This window comes from Salipiger sp. PrR002, assembly GCF_010500775.1.
Lineage (GTDB): Bacteria > Pseudomonadota > Alphaproteobacteria > Rhodobacterales > Rhodobacteraceae > Salipiger.
The window spans coordinates 110,751-128,334 of record NZ_JAAGOU010000006.1 but is presented as its reverse complement, the minus strand read 5'-3'; the positions used below and the strand labels follow the sequence as shown (position 1 = coordinate 128,334).

Annotated in this window: 14 protein-coding genes; 11 read left to right on the top strand and 3 right to left on the bottom strand. The window is 64.9% G+C overall.

The genetic code is table 11. The features are described 5' to 3' along the window. Positions 1-198 precede the first annotated feature (198 nt). From G0A00_RS08380 to uvrA, 6 genes are all read left to right on the top strand, one after another. Complete coding sequence (locus G0A00_RS08380; protein ID WP_235952936.1) at positions 199-1,575, top strand: ABC transporter substrate-binding protein; 1,377 nt, start codon at positions 199-201, stop codon at positions 1,573-1,575. A 125-nt stretch (positions 1,576-1,700) separates the two neighbouring features. Further along, positions 1,701-2,699 (top strand): carbohydrate ABC transporter permease, encoded by a 999-nt coding sequence (locus tag G0A00_RS08375; RefSeq protein WP_164179689.1) that lies wholly within the window; start codon positions 1,701-1,703, stop codon positions 2,697-2,699. Positions 2,700-2,713: 14 nt separating this feature from the next. Further along, the gene (locus G0A00_RS08370) at positions 2,714-3,853 is read left to right on the top strand and encodes a carbohydrate ABC transporter permease (RefSeq protein WP_164179687.1); all 1,140 of its coding nucleotides are present in this window, start codon (positions 2,714-2,716) and stop codon (positions 3,851-3,853) included. A gap of 17 nt (positions 3,854-3,870) precedes the next feature. Continuing rightward, positions 3,871-5,517 (top strand): alpha-amylase family glycosyl hydrolase, encoded by a 1,647-nt coding sequence (locus tag G0A00_RS08365; protein ID WP_164179685.1) that lies wholly within the window; start codon positions 3,871-3,873, stop codon positions 5,515-5,517. Between the two features lie 47 nt (positions 5,518-5,564). Next, positions 5,565-6,656: an ABC transporter ATP-binding protein gene (locus G0A00_RS08360; protein ID WP_164179683.1), complete on the top strand. Its 1,092-nt coding sequence runs from the start codon at positions 5,565-5,567 to the stop codon at positions 6,654-6,656. Between the two features lie 186 nt (positions 6,657-6,842). Next, positions 6,843-9,731: an excinuclease ABC subunit UvrA gene (gene uvrA / locus G0A00_RS08355; RefSeq protein ID WP_164179680.1), complete on the top strand. Its 2,889-nt coding sequence runs from the start codon at positions 6,843-6,845 to the stop codon at positions 9,729-9,731. A 136-nt stretch (positions 9,732-9,867) separates the two neighbouring features. Here the strand turns inward: uvrA and G0A00_RS08350 are convergent, their stop codons facing one another. Beyond that, complete coding sequence (locus G0A00_RS08350; protein WP_164179678.1) at positions 9,868-10,272, bottom strand: excinuclease ABC subunit A; 405 nt, start codon at positions 10,270-10,272, stop codon at positions 9,868-9,870. Positions 10,273-10,375: 103 nt separating this feature from the next. Continuing rightward, on the bottom strand, positions 10,376-11,176 hold the full coding sequence (locus G0A00_RS08345) for an enoyl-CoA hydratase (RefSeq protein WP_255455338.1): 801 nt from the start codon (positions 11,174-11,176) through the stop codon (positions 10,376-10,378). A gap of 54 nt (positions 11,177-11,230) precedes the next feature. On the opposite strand from G0A00_RS08345, the gene G0A00_RS08340 reads away from it, so the two are divergent. Next, entirely contained in the window at positions 11,231-11,653 is a 423-nt protein-coding gene (locus G0A00_RS08340; protein WP_164179674.1) for a PaaI family thioesterase, read from the top strand. A gap of 14 nt (positions 11,654-11,667) precedes the next feature. Here G0A00_RS08340 and G0A00_RS08335 read toward each other — a convergent pair whose 3' ends face one another. Beyond that, complete coding sequence (locus G0A00_RS08335) at positions 11,668-12,720, bottom strand: Ldh family oxidoreductase (protein WP_164179672.1); 1,053 nt, start codon at positions 12,718-12,720, stop codon at positions 11,668-11,670. A 269-nt stretch (positions 12,721-12,989) separates the two neighbouring features. Between G0A00_RS08335 and G0A00_RS08330 the strand changes: the two genes are divergently transcribed. The 4 genes from G0A00_RS08330 to G0A00_RS08315 all read left to right on the top strand — a co-directional run bounded on the left by G0A00_RS08330 (position 12,990) and on the right by G0A00_RS08315 (position 17,537). Beyond that, positions 12,990-13,520 (top strand): CoxG family protein, encoded by a 531-nt coding sequence (locus tag G0A00_RS08330; RefSeq protein ID WP_164179671.1) that lies wholly within the window; start codon positions 12,990-12,992, stop codon positions 13,518-13,520. Between the two features lie 58 nt (positions 13,521-13,578). Next, positions 13,579-14,064 carry a (2Fe-2S)-binding protein gene (locus G0A00_RS08325; protein WP_066099813.1) on the top strand — a complete coding sequence of 162 codons (486 nt, stop codon included), beginning with the start codon at positions 13,579-13,581 and terminating at the stop codon, positions 14,062-14,064. 206 nt (positions 14,065-14,270) lie between these two features. Then, positions 14,271-16,631, top strand: coding sequence for a xanthine dehydrogenase family protein molybdopterin-binding subunit (locus tag G0A00_RS08320; RefSeq protein WP_164179669.1), 2,361 nt, complete (start codon positions 14,271-14,273; stop codon positions 16,629-16,631). A 120-nt stretch (positions 16,632-16,751) separates the two neighbouring features. Then, positions 16,752-17,537, top strand: a complete 786-nt coding sequence (locus tag G0A00_RS08315; RefSeq protein WP_164179667.1) for a xanthine dehydrogenase family protein subunit M — start codon at positions 16,752-16,754, stop codon at positions 17,535-17,537. Positions 17,538-17,584 lie beyond the last annotated feature (47 nt).

Below are 17,584 nucleotides of genomic sequence, written 5' to 3'. Positions count from 1 at the left end.
AAAACTGCCTTTTTTAGCTGCAGTGCAGCATAAAATTAACACCGCGGCAGCGGATTGCGTGATTGACAAACGGGGGGCAAACGCGGGACGCTTCGGCAATCTCAAACCGCTTTGGGGGATTTTTACCTCAAATTGCGCTGACACTGGGAATTTCACGCGGCACGGGAGGCCGCGACATGACGGGAGGACTCTGACGACATGACCATTGGCATGACGAAGCAATCGGGCACGCGCGCCATTCTTGGATCCGTTGCGGCGCTGGCGCTCTGCGCTGGCACGGCACAGGCGGAACTGGTGTTCACGCCGGGCGAGGGTGATTTCAACTGGGAGAGCCTCGACAGTTTCGGCGCCGAGCATGATCTCTCGGGGCAGACGCTCAGCATCTTCGGACCGTGGCGCGGCGACGATCAGGCGCTGGTCGAAACCGTGCTGGCCTATTTCGAGGAAGCCACGGGCGCGACGGTCAGCTATGCCTCGTCGGAGACCTATGAGCAGCAGATCGTCATCGACACCGAGGCGGGAAGCCCGCCCAACATCGCGATCCTGCCGCAGCCGGGGCTGATCGCCGATCTGGTCAAGAAGGGCTTTGTCGAGCCGCTTGGCGACGAGACCGCCGAATGGCTGCGCGAGAATTACGCCGCTGGCGACAGCTGGGTGAGCCTTGGGTCCTACGAAGGGCCGGACGGCGAGGAGGCGCTCTATGCGTTCCCCTATAAGATCGACGTGAAGTCTCTGGTCTTCTACGTGCCCGAAAACTTCGAGGACGCGGGCTATGAAGTGCCCGAAACGCTCGAAGACCTGAAAGCGCTGACCGAGCAGATCGCCGAAGAGGGCGAGACGCCATGGTGCATCGGGCTGGGCTCTGGCGGGGCGACCGGCTGGCCCGCGACCGACTGGGTCGAGGATATGATGCTGCGGGTGCAGCCGCCCGAGGTCTACGACCAATGGGTCAGCAACGAGATTCCCTTCGACGATCCCAAGGTGATCGAGGCCATCGAAGAATTCGGCTGGTTCGCCAAGAACAATGATTTCGTCGCGGGCGGCACCGGCGCGGTGGCCACCACCGATTTCCGCGAAAGCCCCAATGGCCTCTTTGCCTCGCCGCCGCAGTGCTACCTGCACCATCAGGCCAGCTTCATCCCGACCTTCTTCCCCGAAGGCACGCAGATGGGGGTGGATGCGGATTTCTTCTACATGCCCGCCTATGAGGGCAAGGACCTCGGACAGCCGGTTCTGGGCGCCGGGACGCTCGCTTTCATCACCAAGGACAGCGACGCCTCGCGCGCCTTCATCGAGTTCCTGCAGACCCCGATCGCACATGAGATCTGGATGGCGCAGTCCGGCTTCCTGACCCCCTTTAAGGAAACCGATCCCGAGATCTACGGCACGCCGACGCTGAAGAAGATGGGCGAGATTCTTCTTGATGCCACGACCTTCCGCTTTGACGCGTCCGACCTGATGCCGGGCGCGGTGGGCGCGGGCAGCTTCTGGACCGGGATGGTCGATTACGTGGGCGGCAAATCCGCCGAGGATGTGGCTGGGGCGATCCAGAACAGCTGGGACGCCGCGAAGTAAGGCCCAAGACGCGCCGGGGCCCGCGCGCAACTTCCATCGAAGGAAGTTGCAGATCTCTTCGAAGAGATTTGCGGGTCCCGGAGGCAACTCAAGTGACTGACCAAGGCTGAACGGGGGGAGAGACCATGCATCCGGCACTTCAGGCCGTGCTGACCATCGTGATCGGGCTCGGCGGCTGCATCGCCTATTTCTGGCTGTCCAACCAGCTTCTCGACAAGGTGCTGTTCCCGGCGCGCGGCCCCAACATCGGGCGCAACATCCGCCGCGCCGAGATGATCCGGCCGTGGCTCTTCCTCTTCCCGGCGCTCTTCGCGCTTGGCCTCTATCTGGCCTATCCGGTGGTGGCGACCTTCTGGCTGTCGCTCACCGACCGCAATCAGGGCGGCGCGTTCGTCGGCCTCGCCAACTACGAGCAGATGATGCGCGAGCCGAAATTCTGGGAGGCGATCCGCAACAACATGCTCTGGCTGGTGGTGGTGCCTGCCGCGTCAACTGCCTTCGGGCTCTTGGCGGCGCAGCTCACCGACCGCATCCGCTGGGGCAATATCGCCAAATCGCTGATCTTCATGCCGATGGCGATCTCTTTCGTGGGCGCCTCGGTGATCTGGAAACTGGTCTATGATTTCCGCCCCATCGGGCAGGAGCAGATCGGCATCCTCAACGCCGTCTGGGTCTGGCTCGGCGGCGCGCCGCAGACATGGCTGACCATCACCCCGTGGAACAATTTCCTGCTGATGGTGGTGCTGATCTGGATCCAGACCGGCTTTGCCATGGTGATCCTCGGCGCGGCGCTGCGCGGCATTCCCGAAGAGACGGTGGAGGCGGCGATTGTCGACGGCGCGAACCCGTTCCAGATCTTCTTCAAGATCAAGGTGCCGCAGATCCGCTCGACCATCGTAGTGGTCTGGACGACGATCACGCTGGTGGTGCTGAAGATCTTCGACATCGTGCTCGCCATGACCAACGGCCAGTGGCAGACGCAGGTTCTGGCCAACTACATGTACGACAAGCTGTTCCGCGCCTTCGACTGGGGCGTCGGATCGGCTTCGGCCATGGTCATCATGCTGCTGGTCTCGCCGATCCTCGTCTGGAACGTGATCAACGCGCGCCGCGAGATGCGCTGAGGGAGGGCGAAGAGATGGAGAATATCGCGGGCCAGAAATCCCACCTCACATGGGCGGTGCATATCTCGGTGGCGCTGCTGGTGGCGCTGTGGCTTTTCCCCACGGTGGGGCTGTTGGTGTCGTCCTTCCGCACCGCCGAGCAGATCAGCAATTCGGGCTGGTGGTCGGCCTTCTCGGCGCAGAAGGGCCAGCTTCCGGCGATCCGGATCGAGGGAGACGAGGCGCAGGAGGGCGATCTTTACGTCATCGACGGCAATCTCTTCGGCACGGCGGAAACCACGCTGTCGGCATGGGGCACCTCCTCGCGCGAGCCCGAGGCCTATGAGCCGGACACGACGGTCGATCTCAAGGACGGCTGGCAGCTGACGGTCGAAAGCTCGGGCGCCTTCCGCCTCAGCAGCCCGCAGAGCTTTGAAGGAGAGCGGTTGCCGCGCGTCTTCAGCACCGCCACCACGCCGCCGGAGTTCACGCTCGAGAACTACGAAAACGTGCTCTTTGGCACCACCGCCGGGGCGGGCGTGGGGCAGGCGTTCCTCAACACGCTGACGGTGGCGATCCCGGCGACGGTGATCCCCATTTTGGTCGCGGCCTTCGCCGCCTACGCGCTGGCGTGGATGGAGTTTCCGGGCCGCGCGCTGCTGGTGGCGGCGGTGGTGGCGCTTTTGGTGGTGCCGCTGCAACTGGCGCTGATCCCGCTTCTGCAACTGCACAACAGCATTGGCATCGGCAAAGGCTACCTTGGGGTCTGGCTGGCGCACACCGGCTTTGGCCTGCCGCTCGCCATTTACCTGCTGCGCAACTACATGGTGGGCCTGCCGAAAGACATCATCGAGAACGCCCGTGTCGACGGTGCGTCGGACTTCCAGATCTTCACCAAGATCGTGCTGCCGCTGTCGTTCCCGGCGCTGGCCAGTTTTGCCATCTTCCAGTTTCTCTGGACGTGGAACGATCTGCTCGTGGCGCTGGTTTTCCTCGGCACCGATGACGACCGGCTGGTCTTGACCGCGCGGCTGGTAAACCTCATGGGCTCGCGTGGCGGGCAGTGGGAAATCCTCGCCACCTCGGCCTTCGTGTCGATCGTGGTGCCCTTGCTCGTCTTCTTCGCGATGCAGAAATATCTGGTGCGCGGCCTGCTGGCCGGTTCCGTCAAGTGATCGAAAGTCCCTGAGTCATGAGCAATAAGACAACCCTCCCTGTGCCCTCGACCGAAGACCGCGACTGGTGGCGCGGCGCGGTGATCTATCAGGTCTACCCGCGCAGCTTTCAGGACAGCAACGGCGATGGTGTTGGCGACCTGCTGGGGATCTCGCGCCGCCTGCCGCATATCGCCTCGATGGGGGTGGACGCGGTGTGGATCTCGCCGTTCTTCCGCTCGCCGATGAAGGATTTCGGCTATGACGTCAGCGATTACTGCGACGTTGATCCGATGTTCGGCAGCCTCGCGGATTTCGACACGCTGATCGAGACGGCGCATCAGCTTGGCCTGAAAGTGCTGATCGACCTCGTCATGTCGCACAGCTCGGACCAGCACCCGTGGTTTGAGGAAAGCCGTAGCTCGCGCGACAACCCGCGCGCCAATTGGTACGTCTGGGCTGATGCAAAGCCCGATGGCACGCCGCCCAACAACTGGCTGTCGATCTTCGGCGGCTCGGCATGGCAATGGGACACGGTGCGCTGCCAGTACTACCTGCATAACTTCCTGACCTCGCAGCCCGATCTCAACTTCCACGAGCCCGAGGTGCAGCAGACGCTGCTTGAAACCGCGCAGTTCTGGCTCGACCGGGGGGTCAACGGCTTCCGCCTTGATACGGTGAATTTCTACACCCACGACAAGGAGCTGCGTGACAACCCCGCGCTGGCCCCCGAGCGGCGCAACCCGATCACCGCTCCGGCGGTGAACCCCTACACGTGGCAGGAACATCTCTACGACAAGACCCAGCCCGAGAACCTCGAGTTTCTGGCCAAGCTGCGCAAGCTGATGGACCGCTACAACGCCGCCGCCGTGGGCGAGATCGGCGAGGATCTGCGCGGTCTGGAAGTGCTCGGCGAATACACTTCGGGCAATGAGCACCTGCAGATGTCCTATGCCTTCGAGCTGCTTTCCGACAAGCCGCCCTCGGCCGCCTACGTCAAGGATGTGATGGACAAGGTGCATGAGGTGGCCAGCGACGGCTGGGCCTGCTGGGCCTTCTCGAACCATGACGTGGTGCGCCATGTAACGCGCTGGGGCATCGGCGACGGCGGCGCGCGGGCCTATACCACGCTGATGATGTGTCTGCGCGGCTCGGCCTGCATCTATCAGGGCGAGGAACTGGCGCTGCCCGAAGCGGTGCTGGCCTTCGAGGATCTGCAGGATCCCTATGGCATCCGTTTCTGGCCCGCGTTCAAGGGCCGGGATGGCTGCCGCACGCCGATGGTCTGGGAGCCGAACGCCCATCACGGCGGCTTCACCACCGGCCAGCCGTGGCTGCCGGTGAGCCACGAGCATCTGCGCATGACCGTCGAGGATCAGGAGAAGGATCCGGCGGCGATCCTGCATCACTACCGCCGCGCCATCGCCTTCCGCCACGCCCATTCGGCGCTGCGCAAGGGCGAGATCACCGACATCAAGGCGCAGGGCAGCGTGCTCAGCTTCCACCGCATCAACGATGAAGAAGAGTTGTTCTGCGCCTTCAACATCGGTGCCGCTCCCGCCGCGATCGACGCGCCTGCGGGCAAGTGGCAGCAGGTGGGGGTCGAACTGGGCTCTACCGGCACGGCGCCCGACGGCAAGTTCCATCTCGGGCCGTGGCAGCCCGCGCTTGCGCTGCGCAAGTGATGGGCACGCAGATGGGCAGGCAACGAGGATAAGGGGAGGCGAAGACCATGGCGGATCTTAAACTGGCCAGTGTCGGCAAGACCTACGGCGGCACCGTCGAAGTGCTGAAGGACATCAACCTCGACATCACGGCGGGCGAGCTGATCGTCTTTGTCGGTCCGTCGGGCTGCGGCAAGTCCACCCTGCTGCGGATGATCGCCGGGCTCGAAAAGATCACCGGCGGCACGCTGGAGATCGACGGACAGCTGGTCAACGATGTGCCGCCCGCGCAGCGCGGTATCGCCATGGTCTTCCAGAGCTACGCGCTCTATCCCCACATGACCGTGCGCGACAACATGTCCTTCGCCCTGCAGATCGCCAAGAAGAGCAAGGAAGAGATCGCCGCCTCGGTCGAGCGCGCCGCCAAGATGCTGCAGCTGGAGCCCTACCTCGACCGTCTGCCCAAGGCGCTCTCGGGCGGGCAGCGGCAGCGTGTCGCCATTGGCCGGGCCATCGTGCGCGACCCCAAGGTCTATCTCTTCGACGAGCCGCTCTCGAACCTCGACGCTGCGCTGCGCGTCGCCACCCGCATCGAGATCGCCCAGCTGAAAGAGGCGATGCCCGACCGCACGATGATCTATGTCACCCATGATCAGGTCGAGGCGATGACGCTGGCCGACCGTATCGTGGTGCTGGCCAATAAGGGCGTGGCGCAGGTCGGCTCGCCGCTGGAGCTTTACGAGACCCCGAACAGCGAGTTCGTGGCACAGTTCATCGGCTCTCCGGCGATGAACATGCTGGCGGGCGAGGTCACCGGCACCGGCCCGCGCACCACCGTGGCGCTGCAGGCGGGCGGCACCGCGCTGTCGGACGTGCCCACCACCGACGCCGACATGGGGCTGAAGGTCAACGTCGGCATCCGGCCAGAGGATTTCACCATTGCCGAAGGCGCGGCGATCTTCCGGGGCAGGGTGGCGCTGACCGAGGCGCTCGGCGAGGTGACGCTGCTGCATTTCGAGCCCTCCGAGGGCGCCAAGGAAGCGGTGATCGCCAAGCTTCCGGGCATCCACAAAGGGCTGCGCGGCAGCGACGTGGCGCTCACGGCGGAGCCTGCGAAGGTGCATCTTTTCTCGGATGGCGTCTCGCTGCTCTATCGCTGAGCAGGGCAAAAGCCTCTCAAGGCTTTTGCAACTCTCTTCGAAGAGAGTTGTTTTGCACTGGGCTAGGCTGATTTACACTGAAATGGCGCCGGAACGCCCCTCGTGTTCCGCAAAAGTTCTCTTTTGAGCATTGCGATCCGGCTGGTTTCCCCTATGTGTAGAGGCGTTCCTTTCCCGAGGGTCTTCATGCCAGAGCTCAAGCAGATCGAAGTTCGCGGCGCGCGCGAGCACAACCTCAAGAACATCGACGTGGACATCCCCCGCGACGAGCTGGTGGTGATCACCGGGCTGTCGGGCTCGGGCAAGTCCTCGCTGGCCTTCGACACGATCTATGCCGAGGGCCAGAGGCGCTATGTCGAGAGCCTGTCGGCCTACGCGCGGCAGTTCCTCGACATGATGGAAAAGCCCGATGTCGATCATATCGCGGGCCTCTCGCCGGCGATCTCCATCGAGCAGAAAACCACCTCGAAGAACCCGCGCTCGACGGTCGGCACGGTCACCGAGATCTACGACTACCTGCGCCTGCTGTTTGCCCGCGTCGGCACGCCCTACAGCCCTGCCACCGGCCTGCCCATCGAGGCGCAGCAGGTGCAGGATATGGTCGACCGCGTCATGGCGCTGGAGGAGGGCACCCGCGGCTACCTGCTGGCGCCGATCATCCGCGACCGCAAAGGCGAGTACCGCAAGGAATTCCTCGAGCTGCGCAAGCAGGGCTTCCAGCGGGTCAAGGTGGATGGTGAGTTCTACGAGCTTGACGAGCCGCCGACCCTCGACAAGAAATTCCGCCACGACATCGACGTGGTGGTCGACCGCATCGTCGTGCGCGAGGGGCTGGAGACGCGGCTTGCCGACAGTTTCCGCACCGCGCTCGATCTGGCCTCTGGCATTGCCGTGCTGGAAACCGCGCCGCGCGATGGCGAGGGCGAGGCCGAGCGGATCACCTTCTCCGAGAATTTCTCTTGCCCGGTCAGCGGCTTCACCATCTCCGAGATCGAGCCGCGGCTGTTTTCCTTCAACGCCCCCGTGGGCGCCTGTCCCGATTGCGACGGGCTTGGGGTGGAGCTGTTCTTCGACGAAAACCTCGTGGTGCCCGACATCACGCTGAAGGTCGCCGACGGGGCCATCGCGCCGTGGCGCAAGGGCAAGTCGCCCTATTTCCTGCAGACCATCGAGTCGATCGCCAAGCACTATGGCTTCGACAAGAACGCCCGCTGGAAGGATCTGCCCAAGAAGGTGCAGGAGGTGTTTCTGCGCGGCTCGGGCAAGGAAGAGATCCCCTTCCGCTACGACGAGGGCGGGCGCGTCTACCAAGTGACCCGCGCCTTCGAGGGCGTGATCCCCAATATGCAGCGCCGCTACCGCGAGACCGACAGCGCTTGGGTGCGCGAGGAGTTCGAGCGTTATCAGAACAACCGGCCCTGCGGCAGCTGCGGCGGCTACCGTCTGCGCCCCGAGGCGTTGGCGGTGAAGATCGGCGACGCCAAAGCCGGGCAGGACAATCTGCTGCACATCGGCCATGTGGTCGAGAAGTCGATCCGCGAGGCACATGAGTGGATCGAGACCGTGCCCGCCGCGCTCTCGGGCCAGAAGAACGAGATCGCCCGCGCCATCCTCAAGGAGATCCGTGAGCGGCTTGGTTTCCTCAACAACGTCGGCCTCGACTATCTCACCATGTCGCGCGCCGCGGGCACGCTGTCGGGCGGCGAGAGCCAGCGTATCCGACTGGCCTCGCAGATCGGCTCGGGGCTGACGGGCGTGCTCTACGTGCTCGACGAGCCCTCGATCGGGCTGCACCAGCGCGACAATGACCGGCTCATCGGCACGCTGAAATCTTTGCGCGATCAGGGCAATACGGTGATCGTGGTCGAGCATGACGAGGATATGATCCGGCAGGCCGACTATGTCTTCGACATCGGCCCCGGCGCCGGGGTGCACGGCGGCAATGTGGTCAGCCACGGCACGCCGCCGATGATCGCCGATGATCCCGCCAGCCTCACCGGCCAGTATCTCGCCGGCACGCGCGAGATCGCCGTGCCGACCGAACGGCGCAAGGGCAACGGCAAGATGCTGAAAGTGGTGAAAGCCACCGGCAACAACCTCAAGGGCATCGACGCCGAATTTCCGCTGGGCAAATTCGTCTGCGTCACTGGCGTGTCGGGCGGCGGGAAATCCACGCTGACCATCGAGACGCTCTACAAGAATGCCGCCATGCGGCTCAACGGCGCGCGCGAAACCCCGTCGCCCTGCGAGACGATCAAGGGCTTTGAGTATCTCGACAAGGTCATCGACATCGACCAGCGCCCGATCGGACGTACCCCGCGCTCGAACCCGGCCACCTATACCGGCGCATTCACCCCGATCCGCGACTGGTTCGCCGGGCTCCCCGAGGCCAAGGCGCGCGGCTACAAGCCGGGGCGGTTCAGCTTCAACGTCAAGGGCGGGCGCTGCGAGGCCTGTCAGGGCGATGGCGTCATCAAGATCGAGATGCACTTCCTGCCCGACGTCTACGTCGAATGCGAGACCTGCAAGGGTCAGCGCTACAACCGCGAGACGCTGGAGATCAAGTTCAAGGGCAAGAGCATCGCGGATGTCCTTGATATGACTGTGGAAGAGGCGCAGGAGTTCTTCCAGTCGGTGCCCTCGATCCGCGAGAAGATGGACGCGCTGATGCGCGTCGGCCTCAGCTACGTGAAAGTCGGCCAGCAGGCGACGACGCTCTCGGGCGGCGAGGCGCAACGGGTGAAACTCTCGAAGGAACTGGCGAAACGCTCGACCGGGCGCACGCTCTATATTCTCGACGAGCCGACCACGGGCCTGCATTTCGAAGATGTGCGCAAGCTCTTGGAAGTGCTGCACGAACTGGTGGAGCAGGGCAATACGGTGGTGGTGATCGAGCACAATCTCGACGTCATCAAGACCGCCGACCACATCATCGACATCGGCCCCGAGGGCGGCGATGGCGGCGGCGAGATCGTCGCGACCGGCACCCCCGAGGATGTGGCCGAGGTCGGGCGCTCGCACACCGGCCAGTATCTCAAGCCGATGCTGCGCACCGGCAAGGTCGCCGCGGAATAGCTGCGCGGCGCGGCTGCGCGGTCGTGCCATGCGTATTTGCAAAGAGAAGAAGGACCGGCGCTTGTGGCAGCGCCGGTCCTTCTTTCGTCTAGATCAAAATATCCCGGGGGTCCGGGGGCAGCGCCCCCGGCGCTTTTCAGCGCGCCAGCTGCGCGAGACCGCCGATGATGTCGAGCACGGCGCCGGTGTCGGGATCGACGCGGTAGATGTAGTCATCGACGTTGTAATAGGTGCGGCGCGGGTCAAGATCGTAGCGGCGCGGATCGCGGATCACCACGTAATCGCGGTCGATACGGTCACCCCGGTCGAAGCGGCGGTAGCGCACGCGGTCGTGGTCGCGATCGTCATAGCGGTCGTGGTCGTAGTGATCGCGGTCGTGCTCGTGACGCACCGGCGCCTGCTTTTTGTACTGGCCCGGCGGCATGCAGGCCGCGTTCTTCTTGGCAAGGCCCGGCGGGCAGCCCTTGGGCGCGGCGGTGGCGGCCATCGGGGTGGCCAGAGCGGCGGCCGACAGGGCCGCGAAAGTGAGGGTACGCAACATCATGCTCTCCTGTACGTGGTGCGGAGTTATACGCAGAGAACGCAGTCCCCCGCCGCAGCGGTTCCGTAACACATGCAAATATCAGCGGGTTTCCGCCAGCGGCTCAGGCGCTCCAATCGGGCTTTCGCTTGTCCAGAAAGGCGGAGATGCCTTCGCTGGTGTCGCGTTCGAGCATGTTCTCCACCATCACTTGTCCGGCGAACGCATAGGCCTCTTCGAGCGGCAGCTCGGCCTGCGCATAGAACGCCTGTTTGCCGATCTTCACCGCCGTCGGCAGTTTTTCGGCCACGGTCTGTGCCAGATTGAGCGTCGCGGCAGCGAGGTCTTCGGCGGGGACCCCGCGGTTGATCAGCCCCATGGCCTGCGCCTCGTCGGCATGGATAAAGCGGCCCGTGGTCAGCATCTCGAAGGCCTGTTTGCGCGGCAGGTTGCGGGTCAGCGCCACCATCGGCGTCGAACAGAAAAGACCGATGTTCACTCCGTTGACCGCAAACCGCGCGTCCTCTGCCGCCACCGCCATGTCGCAGCTCGCCACCAGCTGGCATCCGGCGGCAGCGGCGATGCCGTGGACCTGCGCGATCACCGGCTGGGGCAGGCGGGTGAGGCCGGTCATCACCTTGGCGCAGCGGGCGAAGAGATCGGCGAAATAACCCGCGCCCCTGTCCTCGGCCTGCCGCCCGGCCTGCATCTCGCGCAGGTCATGCCCGGCGCAGAACACCTTGCCCGCGCCCGAGATCACCACGGCGCGGATCGTCCTGTCTTGCCCCAGCACGTCGATCTGTTCCTGCAGCGCGGCCAGCATGGCATCCGACAGCGGGTTCAGCCGCTCGGGCGCGTTCAGCCGCAGATGCGCCACCGGCCCAGTGTCGTGACGTTCGAGAATTGCCATCTTGTCCTCCTCCATCCTCGCGGGCAGCCTAGCCAGCGGAGATGAGGGGCGAAAGAGGCGGGAGGTCGCATGACGCTGCAGTTCACCATACCGGAGATGAAGGGCTATCTGTCGGAGGTTTTTCCGCAGGTCGAGGGGATGTTCGGCATCGACCGGATGGATGAGGACCTGCTGGTGATGCGGCTGATCACCGGCGATCAGCATCTGCGCCCCGGCGGCACCGTCTCCGGCCCGTCGATGTTCGCTTTGGCGGATGTGGCGGCCTATGTGGCGACCCTGGCACGCATTGGGCGGCAGGCGTTGACCGTCACCACCCATTGCTCGATCGACTTCATGCGCAAGCCTGCCTCCGGCTGCGACCTGCTGGCCGAGGCGCGGCTGCTGAAGCTCGGGCGCAGCCTGAGCGTGACCGATGTGTTGCTCTACAGCGAAGGCTCACGCGAGGCGGTCGCCCATGCCTCGCTGACCTATGCCATTCCGCCGCGCCGCTAGGGCTCCGCGCAGCCTTAGAGCGGTTCGGGGAAGGCGAGCCCAGCCTCGGCGGCGCAGGCGCGGATGCGGGTGAGGACTTCGCCGGGCAGGGTGACGCCCTCTGTGCGGGCGCGCGCGGCGGCGCTGGCGGCGCGATCGCCGGGGATGCGCACCGGGCGCGCAGGGTCGATCGGGCGGCTGTTGCGGCAGGCCTCATTGAGATGCTCGACCTGCGCCACAAAAGCCTCGCGCCCGCCGAAGGCCTCGGGGTCGATCACCTGCAGGAAGACATTCGCGCCCCAGCGCGTCGGCGCCTCGACCCGGCCATGCCCTGCAAGCGCCTGCGTCAGCATCTCGACCATCAGCCCCATGGCGAAGCCCTTGTGGCCATGATCCGCCCCGCCCACCGGCAGGATCGAGCCCTTGGGGCTCTGGTTGATCACCGTGGGATCGGTGGTGGCACTACCGGCGCCATCCAGCATCCACGGATGCGCGAACTCGGTGCCAGAGTTGATGTGCTCGCGCACCTTCGACAGCGTGGTGATCGAGGCGCAGGTGTCGATCAGCACCGGATGATCGCGGCCCGGATAGCCCACCGCCCATGGATTCGGGGTGAGCAGCGGCTCGCAGCCGCCATAGGGCGCCACCCATTCGCCCGAGGGATCCGAGGTGGCGATGTAGCACACATAGCCCTTCTCGGCGGCGATCCGGGTCAGGGCCGACAGACAGCCGATGTGATGGCTGCGGCGGATCGCCATGGCGGCCATGCCATACTCGGCAGCGCGCGCCATGCAAGTGTCGAGCGCGTGGCGCATCACCCAGTGGCCCGGCAGGTAATTGCCATCCCAAAGCAGCGTGACCTTATTGTCGGCCAGCACCTCATGGCTGCCTTCCTTGGTCATCAGGTCCTTGGCAAGCTCGGGCAGGTAGTAGGACACCATCGAGATGCCATGGGTGGTGACCCCGATCTCATCGGTCTGGATCAAAAGCTCGGCCACGGTGGCGGCCTTGTCGGCGGGCAGACCGCCCTGTTCCAGCAGGCTGCGGGCGAGGGTGTAAAGGGCGGTGCGGTCAAATGTCTGGCTCATGGCCCTGTTGTCCTGCGCCTTTGCCCTTTGGTCAACGGCGGGTTCCCGCAACCGCCCTGCGGGGCCCCGCGGCGCGGATTTTCTGCGCTGCCGCATGGGTTACGCCAAGGCCCCACGCGCAGGAGGGGTTGCGAAGCGCCGCCATCGGCGCAATCCTCTGACCCTGAAGGCTCTGCTGCCCGCGCGCGGTGCGGCGCATAAGCCATTGGTCTAATATGCGCCCGATCATGGCCTGATAGGCTGGGCGCACTCGAAGAAGGATTTGAGCCATGGAGATGAGCGATTCCCGCGTGATCAAGGCCCCGCGAGAGGTGGTCTGGGCGGCGATCCTGAGCCCTGAGGTGCTGAAGGCCTGCGTGCCGGGCTGCACCGAACTGACCGGCACGCCCGAAGAGGGCTATCAGGCCACCGTGGTGCAAAAGGTCGGCCCGGTGAAGGCGACCTTCAAGGGCACGGTCACCCTGTCCAACATGAACGAGCCCGAAAGCCTGACGCTCTCGGGCGAGGGCAAAGGCGGCGCGGCGGGCTTTGCCAAGGGCGGCGCCGATGTCAGCTTCAAAGAGGTCGAAGAGGGCACCGAGCTGACCTACGCGGTGGACGCCAAGGTCGGCGGCAAGCTGGCGCAGCTCGGCAGCCGGATCATCGACGGTTTCGCCAAGAAGATGGCCGACCAGTTCTTCACCAATCTGCAGGACGCGGTCGAAGGCCCGGCAGACGCCGAAGCGGCACCCGAGGCCGAAGGCGAAGCCGCCGAAGAGGGTAAGAAAAAAGGCTGGTTCAAGCGGATGGTCTCGGGCTGATCCCCGTGCCAGAGTAACACCAAGCCAAAACCGAACAGTCATCCCAGGGAGGGAACGTATGACCAAGGTAACGATGACGGTGAACGGCAAATCCGTCAGCAAGGAGGTCCGGGGCAATATGCTCATGACCGAGTTTCTGCGCGACGAGCTGCATCTGACGGGCACCCATGTGGGCTGCGACACCTCGCAATGCGGCGCCTGCACGATCCACGTCAACGGCGAGAACGTGAAGGGCTGCACCATCTTCGCCGCCGAATGCGACGGCGCCGAGGTCGGCACAATCGAAGGGCAGGCCAATGCCGACGGCTCGCTCAACGTGATCCAGCAGGCGTTTCAGGACCACCACGGCCTGCAGTGCGGCTTCTGCACACCGGGCATGGTGATGGCCGCCGCCTCGCTGCTGCAGGAGAACCCCAAACCCTCCGAGGCCGAGATCCGGCATTACCTCGAGGGCAATATCTGCCGCTGCACCGGCTATCATAACATCGTCAAGGCGATCATGGCCGCCAGCGGTCAGGACGTGAGCAGCATCGCGGCGGAGTGATGCGGGGCAAATGAGAGCGGCGGGGCGTGTGGAGGCGTTCGGCCGTGCGTATTTGCAGAACAATGAAAGGCGCTGAGCGGCGCTTTTGACGGACCGGAGGCGGAGGGGAGACCGCCATCGGTGACGGGAGGACCGGCGGTCGCAAAGCGCGCCGGGTGGAGAATTCGAGGCGGGCAGGCCCGCCGGCATATCAGGGAGGAGACCCCATGCCGAAGGATCATGGAATCGGCGCGGCGCAGAAGCGGCGCGAGGACGTGCGCTTTCTAACCGGCGCCGGTCAGTACACCGACGACATCAACACCTATGGGCAGGCCTACTGCCATTTCCTGCGCTCGGATGTGGCGCATGGCAAGATCACCTCGATCGACACCAGCGCCGCCGAGGCGATGCCCGGCGTGGTGCGCATCTTCACCGGCAAGGACTTCGAAGGCATCGGCGGGCTGCCCTGCGGTTGGCAGGTCACCGACAAGCACGGCGAGCCGATGAAGGAACCGGCGCATCCGGTTCTGGCGCAGGGCAAGGTGCGCCATGTGGGTGATCCGATCTGCGCGGTGATCGCCGACACGCTCGATCAGGCGCGCGATGCCGCCGAGGCCATCGAGGTGGAGATCGAAGATCTTCCGGCGGTGGTCGACATGAAGGCGGCGCTGGAGAGCGGTGCGGCCCTGGTGCACGACGATCTGGCGGACAACCTGTGTTATGACTGGCAGTTCGGCTCGGATCAGGAGGCGGTGGACAAGGCCTTTGCGGAGGCCGCTCATGTCACCACTCTGGAGCTGGTCAACAACCGGCTGGTCGCCAATCCGATGGAGCCGCGCGTGGCGCTTGGCGAATACAACCGCGCCAATGACGAAAGCACGCTCTACACCACCTCGCAGAACCCGCATGTGATCCGCCTGCTGATGGGGGCCTTTGTGCTGGGCATTCCCGAGCACAAGCTGCGCGTGGTCGCGCCTGATGTCGGCGGCGGCTTTGGCACGAAGATCTTCCACTACGCCGAGGAGGCCTTCGTCACCTTCGCCTCGCGGCAGATCAACCGGCCCGTCAAGTGGACCTCGACCCGCTCCGAGGCCTTCATGTCCGATGCCCATGGCCGCGATCACGTGACCAAGATCGAACTGGCGCTGGATGCGGACAATAACTTCATCGGGCTGCGCACCGACACGCTGGCCAATATGGGGGCGTATCTGTCGACCTTCTCCAGCTCGGTGCCCACATGGCTGCACGGCACGCTGATGGCGGGCAACTACAAGACCCCGGCAATTCAGGTGAACGTCAAGGCGGTCTTTACAAACACCGTGCCGGTCGACGCCTACCGCGGCGCGGGCCGCCCCGAGGCGACCTTCCAGCTTGAGCGGCTGGTGGACAAGGCGGCGCGGGAGCTGGGCGTGGACCCGATCAAGCTGCGCCGTCAGAACTTCATCGAGAGCTTCCCCTATGCGACCCCGGTGGCGGTGGAATATGACACCGGCGACTATGTGGCGACCATGGACAAGCTCGAAGCGATGATCGACATCCCCGGCTTTGCCGCCCGCCGCGCCGAGAGCGAGGCGAAGGGCAAGCTGCGGGGCCTTGGGGTCAATTGCTACATCGAGGCTTGCGGCATCGCGCCGTCGAACCTTGTTGGGCAGCTTGGCGCGCGGGCGGGGCTCTACGATGCCGCCACCGTGCGGGTGAATGCCACCGGCTCGATTTCGGTGATGGTCGGCGCGCATAGCCACGGGCAGGGGCATGAGACCGCTTTCCCGCAGGTGGTGGCCGACATGCTGGGCATCGACGAGAGCATGATCGACATCGTCCACGGCGACACCTCGAAGATCCCCTTCGGCATGGGCACCTATGGCTCGCGCTCCTTGGCGGTCTGCGGCTCGGCCATGGTCTGCGCCACCGAGAAGATCATCAACAAGGCCAAGAAGATCGCGGCCCATCTGATGGAGGCTTCGGAGGGCGACATCGAACTGAAGGACGGGCAGTTCACCGTTGCGGGCACCGACAAATCGGTGGCCTGGGGCGATGTGACCCTCGCCGCCTATGTGCCGCACAACTACCCGCTCACCGAGATCGAGCCGGGGCTGGAAGAGACCGCCTTCTATGATCCGGCCAATTTCACCTATCCCGCGGGGGCCTATGCCTGCGAGGTGGAGGTCGACCCCGAGACCGGCAAGGTCACCATCGAACGCTTTGCCGCCGCCGATGATTTCGGCAATGTGGTGAACCCGATGATCGTCGAGGGGCAGGTGCATGGCGGACTGGCGCAGGGCATCGGTCAGGCGCTGCTGGAAAGCTGCGTCTACGATTCCGACGGCCAGCTGCTCTCGGCCAGCTACATGGATTACGCCATGCCGCGCGCCGGGGATGTGCCGTTCTATATGGTCGACCACAGCTGCGCCACGCCCTGCACCCACAACCCGCTTGGGGTGAAGGGCTGCGGCGAGGCCGGGGCCATCGGCTCGCCGCCCGCGGTGGTCAACGCGGTGCTCGATGCGCTCAACCATGCGGGACATGACGTGGCGCATATCGACATGCCCGTTTCGCCGCATCGTGTGTGGCAGGCAATGCAGGGCTAGGGGATTTCAGCGCTATTTCCCGGCGCAGGTGCTTGCATCTCGCGCCGGGGGACGTGAGTATTTGGCGAAAGATGAAAGGGATAGCGGCAGGGCCCGCACCCTTTTCGCAGGAGGATGACGATGTACAGCTTCGACGTTGTGAAACCCGGCACGCTGGATGACGCGCTGGCCGCGCTTGGCGAGGATGAGGCGCAGGCGCTGGGGGGCGGGCAGACGCTAATCCCCTCGCTCAAACAGCGGCTTGCCATGCCTTCGGTGCTGGTGAGCCTTACCGGGATCGAAGAGATCAAGGGCGTGTCCAGCGAGGGCGGCGTGCTGACCGTCGGCGGCGGTGCCAGCCACGCCAGCGTGGCGCGCGAGGCGGCCTCGAGCTACTCGGCGCTGGCGGCGCTGGCGGGCAATATCGGCGATCCGGCGGTGCGCAACCGTGGCACCGCGGGCGGCAGCCTTGCCAACAACGATCCGGCGGCCTGCTATCCGGCAGCGGCGCTGGCCTCGGGCGCGACGATCGTGACCAACGCGCGCGAGATCGCGGCGGATGAGTATTTTCAGGGCATGTTCACCACGGCGCTCGACGAAGGCGAGATCATCACCGCGGTGAAATTCCCGATCCCGGAAAAGGCCGCCTACATCAAGTTCGAACAGCCCGCCTCGCGCTTTGCACTGGTGGGGGTCTTCGTGGCGAAATTCGCGGACGGCGTGCGCGTCGCGGTGACCGGCGCGTCGGAAGAGGGCGTGTTCCGCTGGACCGAGGCCGAAGCAGCGCTGTCGGGCGATTTCTCGGCCGCGGCGCTCGACGGGCTGTCGGTGCCAGCCGAGGGGCTGATGACCGACCTGCATGGCTCGGCGGCCTACCGCGCGCATCTTATCGGCGTGCTGACCAAACGGGCCGTCGCGCAGGCGTAACCCTTTGCGCGGCTGCGGATTGGCGCCCTCCGGGAGACCGGGGGGCG

Coding starts and splice junctions, on each gene's coding strand:
- G0A00_RS08380 (WP_235952936.1), top strand. CDS start 199: ATGACCATTGGCATGACGAAGCAATCGGGCACGCGCGCCATTCTTGGA.
- G0A00_RS08375 (WP_164179689.1), top strand. CDS start 1,701: ATGCATCCGGCACTTCAGGCCGTGCTGACCATCGTGATCGGGCTCGGC.
- G0A00_RS08370 (WP_164179687.1), top strand. CDS start 2,714: ATGGAGAATATCGCGGGCCAGAAATCCCACCTCACATGGGCGGTGCAT.
- G0A00_RS08365 (WP_164179685.1), top strand. CDS start 3,871: ATGAGCAATAAGACAACCCTCCCTGTGCCCTCGACCGAAGACCGCGAC.
- G0A00_RS08360 (WP_164179683.1), top strand. CDS start 5,565: ATGGCGGATCTTAAACTGGCCAGTGTCGGCAAGACCTACGGCGGCACC.
- uvrA (WP_164179680.1), top strand. CDS start 6,843: ATGCCAGAGCTCAAGCAGATCGAAGTTCGCGGCGCGCGCGAGCACAAC.
- G0A00_RS08350 (WP_164179678.1), bottom strand. CDS start 10,272: ATGTTGCGTACCCTCACTTTCGCGGCCCTGTCGGCCGCCGCTCTGGCC.
- G0A00_RS08345 (WP_255455338.1), bottom strand. CDS start 11,176: ATGGAGGAGGACAAGATGGCAATTCTCGAACGTCACGACACTGGGCCG.
- G0A00_RS08340 (WP_164179674.1), top strand. CDS start 11,231: ATGACGCTGCAGTTCACCATACCGGAGATGAAGGGCTATCTGTCGGAG.
- G0A00_RS08335 (WP_164179672.1), bottom strand. CDS start 12,720: ATGAGCCAGACATTTGACCGCACCGCCCTTTACACCCTCGCCCGCAGC.
- G0A00_RS08330 (WP_164179671.1), top strand. CDS start 12,990: ATGGAGATGAGCGATTCCCGCGTGATCAAGGCCCCGCGAGAGGTGGTC.
- G0A00_RS08325 (WP_066099813.1), top strand. CDS start 13,579: ATGACCAAGGTAACGATGACGGTGAACGGCAAATCCGTCAGCAAGGAG.
- G0A00_RS08320 (WP_164179669.1), top strand. CDS start 14,271: ATGCCGAAGGATCATGGAATCGGCGCGGCGCAGAAGCGGCGCGAGGAC.
- G0A00_RS08315 (WP_164179667.1), top strand. CDS start 16,752: ATGTACAGCTTCGACGTTGTGAAACCCGGCACGCTGGATGACGCGCTG.